Genomic DNA, 17,231 nt, shown 5'->3' with positions numbered 1-17,231 from the left:
CTCCGCGCGTAAGAACGGTTTAAATGCGGAAATGCCCGGCCGTTTCCGCCAGATCGCCCGCCTGGCTCTGCAGGGCGCTGGCCGCAGCGGCCGACTCGACCACCAGTTCCGCGTTCTGCTGCACCATCCGATCCAGATGCGTCACCGCGTGGTTTATCTCGTGAATACCTTTCATCTGCTCACTGGTGGCGATGGAGATTTCGCGCATGATGCCCGAGACGCTGCCGATGCTGGCCCGGATCTCATTCATGCTGTCACCCGCCAGATGCACATAGCGCGATCCGGTTGCCACGCTGTTGGTGGTGGAGTCGATAAGCGATTTGATCTCTTTCGCCGCCTGCGCACTGCGGCTGGCAAGATTACGCACTTCCCCGGCCACCACGGCAAACCCACGTCCTTGCTCGCCAGCGCGCGCCGCTTCGACCGAGGCATTCAGCGCCAGAATGTTGGTCTGGAAAGCAATACCGTCAATCACGCTGGTGATATCGCCAATTTTTGCCGACGCCACCTCAATCGACTGCATGGTACTGATGGCCTGAGAGACCACCTCGCCCCCGCGTGAGGCGGCGGCGGAGGCCTTGCTCGCCTGATCGTTGGCTTGCGCCGCTGACGCATTGGACTGGGTCACCGACGCGGTGATCTGCTCTACGGCGCTGGCCGTCTCACGCAGGCTGGAGGCGGCCTGCTCGGTGCGCCCCGAAAGATCCTGGTTGCCTGCGGCAATCTCCTTCGCCGCATTCTTCACGGATGCGCTGGCATCGCGCAGTTGCACCATCACCACCGAGAGTTTGTCGCTGAAGGCGTTAAACGCTTGGGCGATTTGCGCTACCTCATCGTCGCCGTTGTCCGGCAGACGCTGGGACAGGTCATTGGTGCCGTTGGCGATGCTGTGCATCGCGTCGCGGATATCCGACAGCCTTTTCAGCAGACGGGCGATGGCAATGTGAACCACCGCGCCGCTCAGCAAGACCAGGATCACCAGCGACAGCGCAGAGGCCTTCAGCAGCGCGCGCATGCCGGAAGTGGCATCGTTGTTGTCCAGCGCTACAATCAGCATCCAGTGCGTGCCGGGAATGGCCGTCGCCACAAAGGTTTTCGCTATGCCGTTAAACGTGCCGTCGACGGGCGCACCGTTTTTCAGGGCGGCAAAATCAATCCCTTTAACGGATTCACCGAGCGGTTTGAGCGTGAGCGCCGCGTCGTTGGCGGCAATCACGGTGCCATCGCTGTCGACCAAAAGCCCGCTGCTCTCAGGCGTCGGATGAATGCCGCGCACGTTCGCCACCACGCTGTCCATGGCTACATCACCGGCAACAACCGCTTTCAGCACGCCATTCTCTTTCACCGGGACGGCAAACGTCACCACCAGCTTACCGGTGCCGGCGTCGACGTACGGGGCGGTAACCACAGGCGCGTCGGCGCTGACCACCTGCTGATACCACGGGCGGATGGTCGGGTCGTAATCCGCCGGAACCCCCGCAGGATCCGAGAACTTTGCCGTTTTGCTGGCATAGCCAACATAGACGTTTGTAAATCCACCCGCCTGCGCGAGCTGCTTAAAGGTCGGAACCGGATCGTCGCTCAGCGCCACGCTCTGCGCGGAAGCGATCACGGTCATTTTACCCTTTACCCACTCCGCAATGGCCATGTTATGGCTGGCGCTGGTGCTGGCGAGGATATCCCGCTGCGACTGCTGGTTATCCTGACGCGTGACCTGAAAGTTGATGATGGTGTTGAGAAGAAGGGCGACGACGAGACAACCCGTCGTCGCGGCGATAATGCGAGCGCGAATGGATCTGAACATAAGTGAAATACCTGCTGTGTTGTTTCCATGCCTATCGGCAATGTGGCAGGCAAACTTGATGCTGAAACCGCGTCCATTAGAAAATAATATTAAACCGGGTTTATTATTAAAAAGTTAATACTTTATCGGCGGACAGAGTCCAGTCTGCCAGCTCAACAAGCGTGCCAATTTCCACCCCGTCAATCAGCGGCAGCCCGGTGATGCCGCGCCCGTCGGTGCAGGTTTTACACAGCTTAACCGGCACGTTTTGCGCCGTCAGGATCTCGAGCATTTGCTGAATGTTGTACCCCTCGGCAGGTTTTTGCCCCTTCAGCCCGGCGGTGACCGCATCCGACATCAAAAAGAGGCGCAGTTCAGGGCGATGCTCTTTCTCGCACAGGGCGATTGCCAGGCGCAGGCTGTTAAAAAGGGATTCACTGCCGTAGGCCGCTCCGTTGGCGACAATCGTAATCTTCTGCATGGAAACTCCTGTTCGGTTAAAAGGCATGAATATTGCTTAGCTCTACGGGGAATAGGGAACCGGAGAGCGAGTATGACGATAAAGGCTGACAGTTTATCGGGCGCAAATGAATGGCTTCATCGTGCCACGGTGATGCGCCGCGAGCAGCTTAATACCCTGGCGGTTCTGGGGGCGCTGGTCAACGGCATCAGCCGACTGGTGCATATGCTACAGTGCGAGCGCGGGGCGTCAAACGTCTGGCTCTGCTCCCGGGGGCAGCTCTACGGCCCGGAATGTCGGGCCAGCAAGGCGCTGGTCGATGAAAATCTGACGGCGTTCAACCGTCAGCTTAACCTGCAAACGCCGATGCCCGGCAGCGCGGTGTGCGAACGCATTGCCGGTGCGCTGCACGCGCTGGCGTCGCTTCCGGCGCTGCGTGACGACGTCGAACGGCAAAACGTGACGGCCCCGCAGGCGATGGAACGCTACAGCCGGATACTTCGCCATCTGCTCAGTATCATTCCTCAGCTCAATGACAGCATTGACGATCCGCAAATCGCGGGCCGGTTTGTCGCACTTTATAGCCTGATGCAGGGCAAAGAGTGGGTAGGGCAGGAGCGTGCGCTGGGCGCAACGGGCTTCACGCAGGGCTTTTTTGATGATGAAACCCGCCAGCGGCTGGTGGACCGTATCGACGGGCAGCAGGCCTGCTTTGAGGTTTTTTTGTCTTACAGCCGGGCCGATGTGCAGGAGACGTTTGCGCTTAACTGTATGCCGGACCTCGAAACAGAGCAGCTCAGGCGCGTGGCCTGTACCCGTCAGCCGGCGGCGGACAAGGGAAACACTGCCCTGAGGTGGTTTGCGTTGCAGACGGCACGCCTGGAACACCTGCGCACGCTGGAGGAATTAGCCATCGCCGATCTCATGGCGATGGTGGATGAACGTATTCACGGGGCGGATGAACGCACGCTGCGGGTCTGCGAGGACAACGAGGCGTTTACCCATTTCCCGGATAAACCTCTGCTGCCGCTGGTGCGCGAGCAGGCACGTGAGATCGACAGTCTTTCCCGTCAGTTGGCCTCCCTGCGCGAAACGCTGGAGGAGCGCAAGACCATCGACAAAGCCAAAAGCATCCTGATGACGCATCACGCCATGAGCGAAGAGCAGGCGTGGACAACGCTGCGCAAAATGGCGATGGACAAAAATCAGCGCATGGTGGATATCGCCCATGCGCTGCTCACCGTGAAGAACCTCTGGCAGCCCGCGCCGAAGGCGTAGTTGCACAATCAGCGGGCATGTCATGCCTGATTGAGGTGCGCCGTGAGAGGGCAACGGGCGGGGAAGCCCTGAAAACAACAGCTTAAAACCTGGCATCCCCTTTGCATTATCAGATTAACAAAGATTGACGGTGCGCCAACGGCGGCGCATGCGTTTTCAGGATAAAGGCGTCCAGCGGTGCTCCGGCATCGACGGGCGCTTTTTTTTGGCTTTTTTTCGGGAGTGGTTATGGCGGATTTGTCGAGACGACGGTTTTTGCAGGCCAGCATGCTGGCGAGCGGCGCAATGCTGTTACCCGGCATCATGCAGGCCGCGTGGGCGGCGGGGTCGGACAGGCCGGAGCAGCAGACGGTGCGGATCGGGTTTATCCCGCTCACCGACTGCGCGCCGGTGGTTATCGCGGCGCTGAAGGGGTTTGATAAAAAGTACGGCATCACCATCGTGCCGACCAAAGAGGCGAGCTGGGCGGCTGTACGCGACAAACTGGTTGCCGGTGAACTGGATGCCGCACACATTCTTTACGGCCTGCTGTACGGGCTTGAGCTGGGCATCGCCGGCAAGCCGCAGGAGATGGCAAACCTGATGACCCTTAACCAGAACGGCCAGGCGATCACGCTCTCAAGCGATCTGGCAGAGAAGGGCGTGCGCGATCTCGACGGGCTGAAAAAGCGGGTCGCTCAGCAGCCTCCCGGCACTTACACCTTTGCCCACACCTTCCCGACGGGCACCCACGCCATGTGGCTGTACTATTGGCTGGCAAGCGCCGGGATCAATCCGTTTGACGATGTGCGTACCGTGGTGGTGCCGCCCCCGCAAATGGTGATGAACATGCGCATTGGCAACATGGTCGGTTTTTGCGTCGGTGAGCCGTGGAACGCGCGCGCCATTAATGACCGCATCGGGTTTACCGCCGCCACCTCCCAGTCCATCTGGGCCGATCACCCGGAAAAAATCCTCGGCACCCGCCGCGCCTGGGTGGAGAAGAACCCGCATACCGCACGGGCGCTGGTGAGCGCGGTGCTGGAAGCCGCCCGCTGGATAGACGCCTCGCCGGAAAACAAACGCGAAACCGCGCAGATCCTCTCCCGTCGGGCATGGCTTAACTGCAAAGAGCAGTATCTCACCGGGCGAATGCTGGGCGAGTACGACAACGGACTGGGGCAGCGCTGGCAGGATGACCACCCGATTCGCTTCTTCAATGACGGGGCCGTCAGCTACCCGTATCTCTCCGACGGCACCTGGTTCTTAACCCAGTTCCGCCGCTGGGGCTTGCTAAAGTCCGCCCCGGACTATAACGCCATCGCGCAACGCATCAACCAGACCGCGGTCTGGCAGGACGCGGCAACCGCCGTCGGCGGCATCTCCACGCCGTCATCACCGCTTCGCAGCAGCACGTTGATGGACGGTACCGTCTGGAACGGCACCGATCCGGACGGTTACGCCAACCGCTTCGCTATTCACCGTAAAGGGGCCTGATTATGTCGCATCTGCAAAATACACAGCCACAAGAGACGCCGGTCAGCGCTGAGGTGATCGCGCTGCCACCGGTGCCGGTTCGCCGCCGTGGACCGGGGTTTACGCGCCGGATGAATGACCTCCTGCAACGTGTTATCCCGGCATTTCTCGGTCTCGGGCTGATGGTGGTGCTCTGGCAGCTCGCCGCCATTAACAGTAAAGGCTTTCCGACGCCGCTCAGCACCCTGGATTCAGCGTTAACCCTGTTTGCCGATCCTTTCTACCGCGACGGACCGAATGATATGGGCATCGGCTGGAACGTGCTGGCCTCGCTCCAGCGCGTGGCCGTGGGCTTTGGCCTGGCGGCGATAGCCGGTATTCCGCTGGGCTTTCTGATTGGCCGCTTCACCTTTTTCTCGCGCATGTTCAACCCGCTGATTGCGCTGCTGCGCCCCGTCAGCCCGCTGGCCTGGCTGCCCATCGGCCTGCTGCTGTTCCAGAAAGCGGAGCCTGCCTCCAGCTGGACCATTTTCATCTGCTCCATCTGGCCGATGGTGATCAACACCGCCGAAGGGGTGCGCCGGATCCCGCAGGATTACCTTAACGTCGCCCGCGTGCTGCAGCTTTCCGAATGGACCATCCTGCGCCGCATTCTTTTCCCAGCGGTATTGCCTGCGGTACTGACCGGCGTGCGTCTGTCGATAGGGATCGCCTGGCTGGTGATTGTCGCCGCCGAAATGCTGTCCGGTGGTGTGGGGATCGGCTTCTGGATCTGGAACGAGTGGAACAACCTCAACGTTGAAAACATTCTCATCGCCATCGTCATCATTGGTGTGGTCGGGCTGATGCTGGAGCAGGGGCTGATGCTGATCGCCCGCCGTTTTAGCTGGCAGGAAAAATAAGGAGTGACTATGAAACCGTTAATTCAGGTGCAGGCCGTGAGCCAGCGCTTTTCCACCGCCAGCGGTGAGTTTCTGGCGCTGCAAAACGTCTCGTTTGATATCCATGAAGGGGAAACCGTCAGCCTGATTGGTCACTCCGGGTGCGGTAAATCCACGCTGCTGAACCTTATCGCGGGGATCGCATTGCCGACGGAGGGCGGGATTATCTGCGATAACCGTGAAATCGCCGGGCCGGGGCCAGAGCGGGCGGTGGTGTTTCAGAACCACTCGCTGCTGCCGTGGCTCACCTGCTTCGACAACGTGGCGCTGGCGGTGGACCAGGTGTTTCGCCGCACCATGAGTAAGGCCGAGCGCAGGGAGTGGATCGAACACAATCTCGATCGCGTGCAGATGGGCCATGCGCTGCACAAGCGTCCGTCGGAGATCTCCGGTGGGATGAAACAGCGCGTTGGTATCGCCCGCGCGCTGGCGATGAAGCCCAAAGTGTTGCTGATGGATGAGCCTTTCGGCGCGCTGGATGCCCTGACCCGCGCGCACCTTCAGGACTCGGTGATGAAAATTCAGCAGGCGCTGAACACCACCATCGTGCTTATCACCCATGATGTCGACGAGGCGGTGCTGCTCTCCGACCGTGTGCTGATGATGACCAACGGCCCGGCGGCCACCGTCGGGGAGATCCTCCAGGTTGACCTGCCGCGTCCGCGAAACCGGGTGCAGCTGGCTGACGACAGCCGCTATCACCACATGCGCCAGCAGATCCTGCATTTCCTCTATGAAAAACAGCCTAAGGCGGCGTAACGAGGAGGCCACGATGCGACTGGTGATTATCGGTAATGGAATGGCAGCAACGCGGCTGATTGCCTCCCTGACGGAGCGCGCGCCCGGTCGCTTTGCCATCACGGTCATTGGCGACGAGCCTGAGCACGCCTACAACCGCATCCAGCTTTCGCCGGTGCTTGGCGGGGAAAAACAGGCGGCGACCCTTCGCCTGCAGGACGATGACTGGTATCGCCAGCGCGGCGTCACCGTCCACAGAGGGGAAAAGGCAATTGCAGTGGACAGGGTGCGGCGGGAAGTGCACACCCGGCACCAGACCCTGCGTTGGGATGAACTGGTCTTTGCCACCGGGTCACAGCCCTTTGTGCCGCCGATACCCGGGCTTGAGGCGCCGCACGTCTTCACGTTTCGCACCCTTGAGGATACCCGCGCGATTCTCGCCACGGACGGTCCTTCGGTGGTGTTGGGCGGCGGCGTGCTGGGCGTCGAGGCGGCTGCCGCGCTGGCGCGAAACGGTGACAACGTCACGCTGGTGCATCGCGGGCCGTGGCTGATGGATCAGCAGCTTGACCAGCAGGCAGGGCTGTTGCTGGAAGAGGCGCTGGCGGCGCGCGGCGTTCGCTGCGAACTCTCAACCGGGATCGCAGCCGTGGCTGCCGACTCCGTCACGTTGCTTAACCAGCGGCGACTTGATGCCGCTCGCGTTGTTCTCGCCACCGGCGTTCAGCCCGACGTCGCCCTGGCAAAGGCCAGCGGTCTGCGCTGCGCCCGGGGCATTGTGGTTAACCATCAGATGCAAACCTCCGTCCCGCAGGTGAGCGCCATAGGCGAATGCTGCGAAATTGACGGGCAGACGTTTGGCCTGGTCGCCCCCTGTCTAGCCCAGGCGGATATCCTCGCCGCCCGGCTTGCCGGAGAGGTGGCGTCACCCTTTGCGCTGACCGACGGCGGCATGCGCCTCAAGGTTACCGGCGTGGAGTTGTTCACCGCCGGACGCGCGGCCATGCAGCCTGACGATGTGGTCTGGAGCACGTGGGACCCGCTGACCCGGCACTACCGGCGTTTACTGATCCATCGCGGCGCGCTGGCAGGGGTGCTGCTGATGGGGGACTGCCGCAGCGCGGCGACATTTACCGATTTACTGGCTACGGCTGCTCCCGCACGCGTGGACTGGCTGTTCGATCAATTCACGACGACGCAACCGCAGGTTGCAGGACACAACGCTATGACAAAACCTACGCTGGTGGTGGTTGGACACGGTATGGTCGGCCATCATTTCCTTGAAGAGTGCGTTAACCGTAACGTGCACACGGCTTATCAGATTGTGGTCTTTGGCGAAGAGCGCCATGCCGCTTACGACCGCGTCCACTTGTCAGAGTATTTTGGCGGGCGCAGCGCCGACTCCCTCTCGCTGGTTGAAGGCAATTTCTTTGCCGATAACGGCATTGAGCTGCGCCTGTCGCAGCAGGTGGTGGCTATCGATCGCGACGCGCGCGTAGTGCGAACCGCCAGCGGGCACGAAACCCACTGGGACAAACTGGTGCTCGCCACCGGCTCGTATCCGTTCGTCCCGCCGGTGCCGGGCAACGATCTGCCGGGCTGCTTTGTCTACCGCACCCTCGACGACCTCGATAGTATTGCCGCACGGGCTAAGCATGCGCGTCGTGGTGTGGTGATCGGCGGCGGCCTGCTGGGGCTGGAGGCCGCCAACGCCCTCAGGCAGCTTGGGCTTAAGACCGACGTGGTGGAGTTCGCGCCCAATCTGATGGCGGTGCAGCTCGATAACGACGGCGCGGCAATGCTGCGTAAGAAAATAGAGGCGCTCGGCGTAGGAGTCTACACCGGGAAAGCCACCACTGAGATTGCGCGCACCGATGACGGTCTGGCTCTGCGTTTCGCCGACGGTGGCACGCTTGAAACGGATATCGTGGTCTTTTCCGCCGGGATCCGCCCGCAGGATGCGCTGGCGCGCAGCAGCGGCCTGACGACAGGCGAGCGCGGAGGGATTGGCATTGATGACCAGTGCCGGACATCCGATCCCGATGTGTTCGCCGTCGGGGAGTGCGCGCTGTGGGAGGGTAAAATCTTCGGCCTGGTGGCACCGGGATACCAGATGGCGCGCGTCGCGGCGGCGGCGCTGGCAGGAGAAGAAACACAGTTTACGGGTGCCGACATGAGCACCAAACTGAAGCTGCTCGGCGTGGACGTGGCCTCGTTTGGCGATGCCCATGGCCGTACGTCGGGGGCGTTAAGCTACCAGTGGACCCACGGCCCGCAGCAAGTCTATAAAAAAATTGTGGTCAGCCACGACGGGAAAACCCTGCTCGGTGGCGTGCTGGTGGGCGATGCCGGTGAATATGCCACCCTGGTGCAGATGATGCTTAACGGGATTAGCCTGCCGAAAGAGCCGGAAACGCTGATTCTGCCTGCGTTGTCCGGCAGTGCGCCAAAAGCGCTGGGCGTCGCGGCGCTGCCGGAAAACGCGCAGATCTGTTCCTGCCATAACGTCAGCAAAGGTGATATCTGCCGGGCCGTGAGCGACGGCGCGATGGATATGGGAGCCATTAAACAGTGCACCAAAGCGGCTACGGGCTGCGGCGGCTGTAGTGCCCTGGTTAAACAGGTGATGGAGTTCCAGCTTGCCGGGCAGGGCGTGGAGGTGAAAAAGGATATCTGCGAACACTTCCCGTACTCGCGACAGGAGATCTACCACCTCGTTCGCGTGAATCATATACGCACCTTCGAACAACTGATTGGTCGCTATGGTCACGGGCACGGGTGTGAAATTTGCAAACCGCTGGTCGGCTCGGTGCTGGCCTCGTGCTGGAACGAGTATCTGCTTAAACCGGCACATCTGCCGCTGCAGGACACCAACGACCGCTACTTTGCCAACATCCAGAAAGACGGTACCTACTCCATCGTGCCGCGTATGCCTGCCGGGGAGGTCTCTGCCGACGGGCTGATTGCCATCGGCCAGATTGCGAAGCGCTACAGCCTGTACAGTAAGATCACCGGCGGGCAGCGTATCGACCTGTTTGGCGCGACGCTCGACCAGCTGCCGGCGATCTGGCAGGCGCTGGTGGAGGCCGGGTTTGAGACCGGGCACGCCTACGGTAAGTCGCTGCGCACGGTGAAATCCTGCGTGGGGTCCACCTGGTGTCGCTACGGCGTGCAGGACTCCACGGGTCTCGCGGTAAAACTGGAGCACCGCTACAAAGGCCTGCGGGCACCGCATAAGATAAAAATGGCGGTTTCCGGCTGTACCCGCGAGTGCGCCGAGGCGCAGAGCAAAGATGTCGGGGTGATCGCCACGGACAAAGGCTGGAATCTCTACCTTTGCGGCAACGGCGGGATGAAACCGCGCCACGCGGATCTCTTCGCCAGCGACCTGGATGAAGAGACGCTGATCCGCACCGTCGACCGCTTCCTGATGTTCTATATCCGCACGGCGGATCGCCTGCAGCGCACCAGCACCTGGATGGACAATCTTGAGGGCGGCCTCGACTATCTGCGCCAGGTCATTCTTGATGACAGCCTTGGCATTGCGCACGAACTGGAGCAGGAGATGGCCCGCGTGGTGGACACCTACCAGTGCGAATGGCAAACCACGCTCAGCGATCCAAACCGCCTGGCGCTGTTCCGCACCGAAGTGAACAGTCAGCCCACGGATGAAAACAAACGCTGGCAGGCGATCTGCGGACTGGAGGATATTCCCGAGCAGGCGGGGATCGGCGCGCGCCTGGGGCGGAAATCGATCGCGCTGTTCCGCTTTGGTCAGTCGGTTTATGCCCTTGATGACCGCGAGCCGGGCAGCCGCGCCAACGTGCTCTCGCGCGGTATTCTGGGCGATGCGGGCGGCGAACCCGTGGTGATCTCGCCCCTGTATAAGCTGCGTATTCGCCTGCGCGACGGGCGTCAGTTTGACAGCGGCGAGCCTGCCGTGCGCGCGTGGCCGGTAAAAATTGAGAACGGCAAAGTGTGGGTGGGCAACGAAGAGCTGGTTATGCGCGCGGAGGCATCATGAACGAGACCCGGACCACGTGCCCCTACTGCGGGGTGGGCTGCGGGGTGATTGCCCGAACGGAAGGTGAAAAGGTTACCGTGCGCGGCGACGAGCGCCATCCCGCCAACTATGGCAGGCTCTGCGTGAAAGGCTCGGCGTTAGGGGAAACCACCGGCCTGCAGGGGCGCTTATTGCGGCCCGTCGTCGACGGCCAGGAGGCCGACTGGCCGCAGGCGGTGCACAACGCGGGCGAGCGGTTGCGGGACATTATCGACCGCTATGGCCCTCAGGCGGTGGCCTTTTACGCCTCCGGCCAGTTGCTCACCGAAGATTACTACGCGGCCAACAAGCTGATGAAGGGGTTTATCGGCGCGGCCAATATCGATACCAACTCCCGCCTGTGTATGTCCTCCGCCGTCGTGGGCTACAAGCGGGCGTTTGGCGAAGACGTGGTGCCGTGCAGTTACGAGGACATCGAAAACAGCGATCTGGTGGTGCTGGTCGGGTCGAACGCGGCCTGGACGCATCCGGTGCTGTATCAGCGGCTGGTGCAGGCGCGCCAGAGTCATCCGGCGATGAGGGTGGTGGTGATCGATCCGCGTAAAACCGCCACCTGCGATATCGCCGACCTGCATCTGGCGCTCAGACCCGGCAGCGACGCCGGGCTGTTCGTCGGCCTGCTCAATCGCATCCAGGGAACCGCTGACTGGCCGGCTGAGCGGGTAGCGGAATTTTGCGATCTTTCAGCCGCAGCGATTAACCAGTTTTACGACATGTTTATCACCGCACCCCGCGTCATCACGCTTTACACCATGGGGATCAACCAGTCGGCCAGCGGCAGTGATAAATGTAACGCCATCATTAACGTGCATCTCGCCAGCGGCAAATTCGCCCGGCAGGGCTGCGGCCCGTTTTCTCTGACCGGTCAGCCAAATGCCATGGGGGGCCGGGAAGTGGGCGGGCTGGCGAATCAACTGGCGGCACATATGCATTTCGAATCGGACGATCTCGCGCGGGTCGCCCGCTTCTGGGGAACGGAACGGCTGGCGCAAACGCCGGGGCTGATGGCGGTGGAGTTATTCGACGCCATCGCGCGAGGGGAGGTGAAAGCGGTGTGGATCATGGGCACCAACCCTGCGGTGTCGATGCCGGACAGCCACGCCGTGTGTCAGGCGCTGGCAGCCTGCCCGCTGGTAATCGTTTCTGAGGTCATGCAGGAGACAGATACCAGCCGGTTCGCCCACATTCGCTTCCCGGCGCTGGGATGGGGAGAGAAAAACGGAACGGTGACCAACTCGGAGCGTCGCATCTCGCGCCAGCGTTCCTTTCTGCCCGCACCCGGCGAGGCGAAAGCAGACTGGTGGATTATCGCGCAGGTGGCCACGGCCCTCGGCCACGGCGCGGCGTTTGGCTGGGAACATCCCCATGAGATTTTTTGCGAGCATGCCGCGCTGACCGCCTTTGAGAACAACGGCAAGCGGGCGCTAAACCTGCAGGCGCTTGTCGCCCTGACGCGCGAGGCGTGGGATGACCTGGAACCGTACCAGTGGCCGACAGGGGCGTTCCCGCGCCGGGACATCGTACCGGTAGAGCCTCAGCCACACGGCGCAACGCCGGATGTGCTCTATCCGCTGGTGCTGAACACCGGACGCATCCGCGATCAGTGGCATACCATGACCCGCACGGGCCACGTCCCCAGGCTGATGCAGCACATTGCCGAGCCGCAGGTTGAGGTGTGTCCGACCGACGCGTTGCGTTTTGCCCTGCACGACGGCGGGCTGGCGCGGATCAGCTCGCCGCGCGGTGTGATGGTCGCCAGAGTGTGCATCACTACCCACCCGCGCGAAGGGGAACTGTTTGCCCCGATGCACTGGAACAACCAGTTTGCCCGGCAGGGCAAGGTGAACGCCCTTATTGCCGGGCGTTGCGACCCGTTATCCGGCCAGCCGGAGAGCAAGCAAACCGCCGTGCGGATCGCGCCCTGGCAGCCCGCCTGGCAGGGCGAGTTGTATGCCCGCGAAATGCCCGCGCTGCCGCCTTTCGTACACGGGTGGCGCAAGGCAACACGGCTGACGGTCGCGGGAGATAAGCCGCTGCTGGCGTGGGCTATTGATTACAGCACCGCGCAGGGCTGGCAGGTACAAATTGCCCGTGCCGGTGAGCGGGGGAGCGTACTGGCCTGGCACGACGGGGCACTGATGCTCGGCTTCTGGGAAAGCACCCGTTTACCGGAACTGGCGCACGGGTTTATCGAAGAGGCGTTCCGCGCCGCCCCCGTTCAGCTGGCGGAACGTCATGCGTTGCTCCACGGCCAGCCGCCCGGCGCACGCCTGGATCCGGGGCGCATCATCTGTAGCTGTTTTAACGTCGGCGAAAACACCATTCGCGAGGCGATTGCTGGTGGCTGCGATTCCGCTGCGGCGCTGGGGGTAAAGCTGCGCTGTGGGACCAACTGCGGATCCTGCGTGCCGGAGCTGAAAGGCTTCTTTGGGGTGAAGGCGTAAAGGCGGTGGGCGTTTCAGGTTATTCCTGAAATTCGCGTTCAGGCTGTATTTCTTCGCCCGGGACGTTAAGCTATAACCGTCTTCTTACTCAAACAGGCGCTTATCACGACGTTGATGGTTGTATCGCCCCGCATTCGTTCGCTGTTTTTCCTTCCTCTCCTGTCGGCCGGAGCCGTTTACGGTGCGCCGAATTCCTTTGTCCAGCAGGCGCAAAATCCGTTTGATAACAACGGAGATTCGCTGCCGGACCTCGGACTTGCCAAACCCACCTCAGAAGGCGAAAAGCACCTCGCCGAAATGGCAAAGGCGTTTGGCGAGGCCAGCATGACCGATAACGGCTTGACGACGAGCGAGCAGGCCCGGCAGTTTGCGTTTGGCAAGGTGCGTGATGCGGTGAGCGGCGAGGTGAATGAGCAGATTGAATCCTGGCTTTCGCCCTGGGGCAACGCCAGCGTCAATGTGCGGGTGGACGATAACGGAACCTTCAACGGCAGCAGCGGGAGCTGGTTTATCCCCTGGAACGATAACAACCGCTATCTGAGCTGGAGTCAGCTTGGCCTGACGCAGCAAACCGACGGGCTGGTAAGCAACGCCGGGGTCGGCCAGCGCTGGGTCGCCGGAAACTGGCTGCTGGGCTACAACACCTTTTATGACAACCTGCTGGACGAAAATCTTCAGCGCGCCGGGCTGGGGGCAGAGGCCTGGGGGCAAAACCTGCGGCTTTCCGCCAACTACTATCAGCCGTTTGCCGGCTGGCGAGACGATTCAGACGTGCAGGAGCAGCGTATGGCCCGCGGGTACGACGTCACGGCCAAAGCCTGGCTGCCGTGGTTCCATCATCTGAATACCAGCGTCAGCTTCGAGCAGTATTTTGGCGACAGCGTGGATCTCTTTAACAGCGGAACCGGCTATCACAATCCGATGGCGGTCAATCTGGGGCTGGACTACACCCCCGTGCCGCTGGTGACAATCTCTGCCGCCCACAAGCAGGGGGAGAGCGGGGTCAGCCAGAACAACCTTGGGCTGAAGCTCAACTATCGGTTTGGCGTACCGCTGGCGAAGCAGTTGTCTGCCGGAGAGGTGGCGGCAACGCGATCGCTTCGGGGCAGCCGCTATGATCCTGCCGAACGTAACAGCCTGCCGGTAATGGAGTTCCGCCAGCGCAAAACGCTGTCGGTCTACCTGGCGACGCCGCCGTGGGATTTAAAAGGTGGCGAAACGGTGATGCTCAAGCTGCAGATCCGCAGCACGCACGGTATTCGTCAGCTTCACTGGCAGGGAGATACGCAGGCGCTGAGCCTGACGTCGCCGGCCAACAGTACCAGCAGCGACGGCTGGAGCATTATTATCCCGGCATGGGACGCGCGCGAAGGGGCGACCAACCGCTGGCGGCTGTCGGTAGTGGCGGAAGATAAAGACGGGCAGCGCGTCTCTTCCAATGAGATCACGCTAACGGTGGTGCAGCCGCTTGTGGTCATGCCTGACGACGACCCGCGGTGGAAGCTGCTGCCGGATGACTGAAATTAAAAAATACGCTCCTGATGAACCCACACGGCGGCTTCAACGCGGGATTTTAACTTCATTTTTTTCAGCATGTGCTTCACATGCACTTTAACCGTGCTTTCGGTGATGTCGAGGCGACGAGCGATCATCTTGTTCGGCAGCCCCTGGGCAATCAGCTTGAGGATGTCGCGCTCGCGCGGGGTAAGCTGGCTGACGTCGCGGTCAGAGGTGGCGCGGTTCGCGCGTAAGCTGGCGGCCAGCACCGGGGTTAACGCTTCGCTCAGAACCATTTCACCGGCGGCGGCCTGCTGCAGCGCCTTGAGCAGATCTTCTGGCTCCATATCTTTCAGCAGATAACCGTCCGCGCCGCGCTTCAGCGCCGTGACCACGTCTTCTTCATGGTTCGACACGCTGAACACCACCACGCGCCCGGAAAGCGATTTTTCACGCAGCTTGTCGAGCGTCTCCAGGCCGTTCATGCCTGGCATATTAAGATCGAGCAGGATCAAATCAGGATCGAGCGATTCGGCAAGCTCAATACCCTGTTCGCCGTTGCTGGCTTCGCCGACGACGGTAATATCCGGTGCCATGCTGACGAGCTGTTTCACGCCGGTACGCAGCATCGGATGATCGTCGATCAACAGGATAGAGGCCGGTTCCTGATTAGTCATGGTTTTCTCCTTGAGAAGTGATAAGGGACTTTTCGGGTATAAAAGTGACCACTACTTCGGTACCACCAGACTCTCCCCGGCGAACCTGGCAATCACCGCGCAGGCTTTGCGCGCGGTCTCGCATGATGATTAAACCATAGTGGTTAGTTCTCTCGGCATTTTCCGGCACGCCGCAGCCGTTATCCTGAACCGTGAGCCTGACCTGATTATCATGCGGGCTGACGGTGACGGTGACCGCCGTCGCGTTAGCATGTTTGAGCACGTTGCTCAGCGCTTCACGGGCGATTTGCAGTAAATGGATGGCCTGATGGGATGGCACAAACCGCGGCGGCAGCTGGTAATCCAGTTTCACCGGAAACCCCAGTCGGGCGCTAAATTCCTGGCAGCTGGACTCCAGCGCGGGGCGCAGGCCAGGCTCGGTGAGTTGCAGGCGGAACGTGGTAAGCAGTTCTCGCAACTGCACCCAGGAGGTGTTCAGCTCGTTGCGGATCTGGCTCAGGAGCTGTTTGTTGCTCTCGGGCATCCCGGTGTCCTGCATCTGCAGACAGCTTACCTGCATTTTCATGCAGGAGAGAGACTGGGCGATAGAGTCGTGCAGCTCGCGGGCGATGGTGGCACGCTCCTCCATTACGATCAGCTGCTGCTGTTTTTCCTGATGCCGGTCAAGCGCCAGGGTGGCCGTCAGCTGTTCCACCAGCGTATCAACCAGCTGCTGCTGATCGTGGCTGAGATGTCGGCCTGCCGGCAGCGTAGCCAGTAAGATCCCGTATTGCGTATGGCTGTCGGTCAGACGCCACTTCAGCGTGGTCCCGCTGGTGGAGAGCGGCGGCAGACCGCGCGGGCAGAGGTGACACCCTTTCTCATCGCAGGAGAGATCGGACTGGCAGGTGAACTCCTGATGGTTTTCTTCGTCTTCCACGTCGTAAACGCGCAGTTCGAGGTCGTGGAGCATCGTCAGGTTTTGCAGGCCGTTAAGCACCGGCGAGAGCCGCTCGCACAGCGGAACCTGCATATGCAGGCGACGGTTTGCCTGCCACAGAAACGAGAGGATTTCGTTTTTCTGCTCAAGCCCGGCTGTTTTTTCCTGCACGCGCTGCTCCAGCACGGCGTAACTCTCGGACAGCTCCTCGGACATGGTGTTGAGGGCCTGTCCCAGCATCGCCATTTCGTTACGGCCACTGATGTGGGCGCGCTGGGAAAAATCGCGCTCGGCAACCGCCCGGGCCATCGCCAGCAGCTGTTTCCAGGGATTCAGCAGGCGCGCGCGCAGCCAGACGATGGTGAAGATCAGCAGCAGGCCCATAAATGCCGCCATCGCCCGGTGGACCATGACCACCCGGTCAATACGCAGTTCGGTCGTTTGATCAAAAGAGGAGACCAGCTTATCAATGCGTGAGACAAAACCGGCCACGTCCTGGGCCACGGTTTCGGGGCTTTTTGCCCGCTTTAACCCTGGCTCCAGCTGGGAGTGCCAGTAGTGTTGTAAGGATTTCAGCTGCGGCTCTTGCCCGTCGCGGATCGCGGCTTTTTCCAGTTCAGGGCTAAAGGCCGTGCGCTCCATGTCGTCGATCAGCGTCTGGTGCGCAGGCTTCAGCGGCACCGAGGCCAGCAGACGGTAACTCTGCATGCGTAGCGAGCCTGCCTCGTTGATGGCATGCGCATTACCCTGTACCCCCTGTACCAGCCAGCCAGAGATAGCCATGCCGGTCACGCCAATGGCGGTAGACAGCAAAACGATAAGCGCAAGCTGGTTGACCAGCGTCAGCGGGGATAAACATCTTTTTAACATAGGCTTGCCGGGCTCCTGACGTGACCTGACTGCAGGAATGGCGCTATTCTGTTCCATACCCTGGAGTATACCCATACCAATAAAGGATTACCCCTAAATTGCCAAC

General features: G+C 61.2%; 11 protein-coding genes. 7 read left to right on the top strand and 4 right to left on the bottom strand.

Going from position 1 to position 17,231, the window contains the following annotated elements; translation table 11 throughout:
• Positions 1-19 precede the first annotated feature (19 nt).
• Both FFS28_RS03455 and FFS28_RS03450 read right to left on the bottom strand, forming a co-directional pair.
• The gene (locus FFS28_RS03455; RefSeq protein WP_137848780.1) at positions 20-1,804 is read right to left on the bottom strand and encodes a methyl-accepting chemotaxis protein; all 1,785 of its coding nucleotides are present in this window, start codon (positions 1,802-1,804) and stop codon (positions 20-22) included.
• Positions 1,805-1,910: 106 nt separating this feature from the next.
• On the bottom strand, positions 1,911-2,264 hold the full coding sequence (locus FFS28_RS03450) for a DsrE/DsrF/TusD sulfur relay family protein (RefSeq protein ID WP_006175879.1): 354 nt from the start codon (positions 2,262-2,264) through the stop codon (positions 1,911-1,913).
• A gap of 72 nt (positions 2,265-2,336) precedes the next feature.
• On the opposite strand from FFS28_RS03450, the gene nasR reads away from it, so the two are divergent.
• The 7 genes from nasR (at position 2,337) to FFS28_RS03415 (ending at position 14,683) form a co-directional block, all read left to right on the top strand.
• Entirely contained in the window at positions 2,337-3,521 is a 1,185-nt protein-coding gene (gene nasR / locus FFS28_RS03445) for a nitrate regulatory protein NasR (protein ID WP_137848779.1), read from the top strand.
• Between the two features lie 228 nt (positions 3,522-3,749).
• Complete coding sequence (locus FFS28_RS03440) at positions 3,750-4,997, top strand: CmpA/NrtA family ABC transporter substrate-binding protein (RefSeq protein WP_137848778.1); 1,248 nt, start codon at positions 3,750-3,752, stop codon at positions 4,995-4,997.
• A gap of 2 nt (positions 4,998-4,999) precedes the next feature.
• Entirely contained in the window at positions 5,000-5,878 is an 879-nt protein-coding gene (ntrB, locus tag FFS28_RS03435; protein WP_137848777.1) for a nitrate ABC transporter permease, read from the top strand.
• A gap of 9 nt (positions 5,879-5,887) precedes the next feature.
• Positions 5,888-6,676 (top strand): ABC transporter ATP-binding protein, encoded by a 789-nt coding sequence (locus tag FFS28_RS03430; protein ID WP_006175874.1) that lies wholly within the window; start codon positions 5,888-5,890, stop codon positions 6,674-6,676.
• A gap of 13 nt (positions 6,677-6,689) precedes the next feature.
• The gene (nirB, locus tag FFS28_RS03425) at positions 6,690-10,679 is read left to right on the top strand and encodes a nitrite reductase large subunit NirB (RefSeq protein WP_137848776.1); all 3,990 of its coding nucleotides are present in this window, start codon (positions 6,690-6,692) and stop codon (positions 10,677-10,679) included.
• A complete protein-coding gene (locus tag FFS28_RS03420; protein WP_137848775.1) occupies positions 10,676-13,162 on the top strand; it encodes a nitrate reductase in 2,487 nt (828 codons plus the stop codon). The genes nirB and FFS28_RS03420 overlap by 4 nt, the downstream gene beginning before the upstream one ends.
• A 114-nt stretch (positions 13,163-13,276) precedes the next feature.
• Entirely contained in the window at positions 13,277-14,683 is a 1,407-nt protein-coding gene (locus FFS28_RS03415; protein WP_137848774.1) for a YchO/YchP family invasin, read from the top strand.
• Between the two features lie 2 nt (positions 14,684-14,685).
• Here the strand turns inward: FFS28_RS03415 and narL are convergent, their stop codons facing one another.
• A complete protein-coding gene (gene narL / locus FFS28_RS03410) occupies positions 14,686-15,336 on the bottom strand; it encodes a two-component system response regulator NarL (RefSeq protein WP_003856701.1) in 651 nt (216 codons plus the stop codon).
• Positions 15,329-17,125: a nitrate/nitrite two-component system sensor histidine kinase NarX gene (gene narX / locus FFS28_RS03405; protein ID WP_137848773.1), complete on the bottom strand. Its 1,797-nt coding sequence runs from the start codon at positions 17,123-17,125 to the stop codon at positions 15,329-15,331. The genes narL and narX overlap by 8 nt, the downstream gene beginning before the upstream one ends.
• Positions 17,126-17,231 lie beyond the last annotated feature (106 nt).

It is taken from the genome of Enterobacter sp. 2VL (assembly GCF_005503595.1).
GTDB lineage: Bacteria > Pseudomonadota > Gammaproteobacteria > Enterobacterales > Enterobacteriaceae > Enterobacter > Enterobacter cancerogenus.
This window is presented reverse-complemented; position numbering and strand designations above follow the sequence as displayed.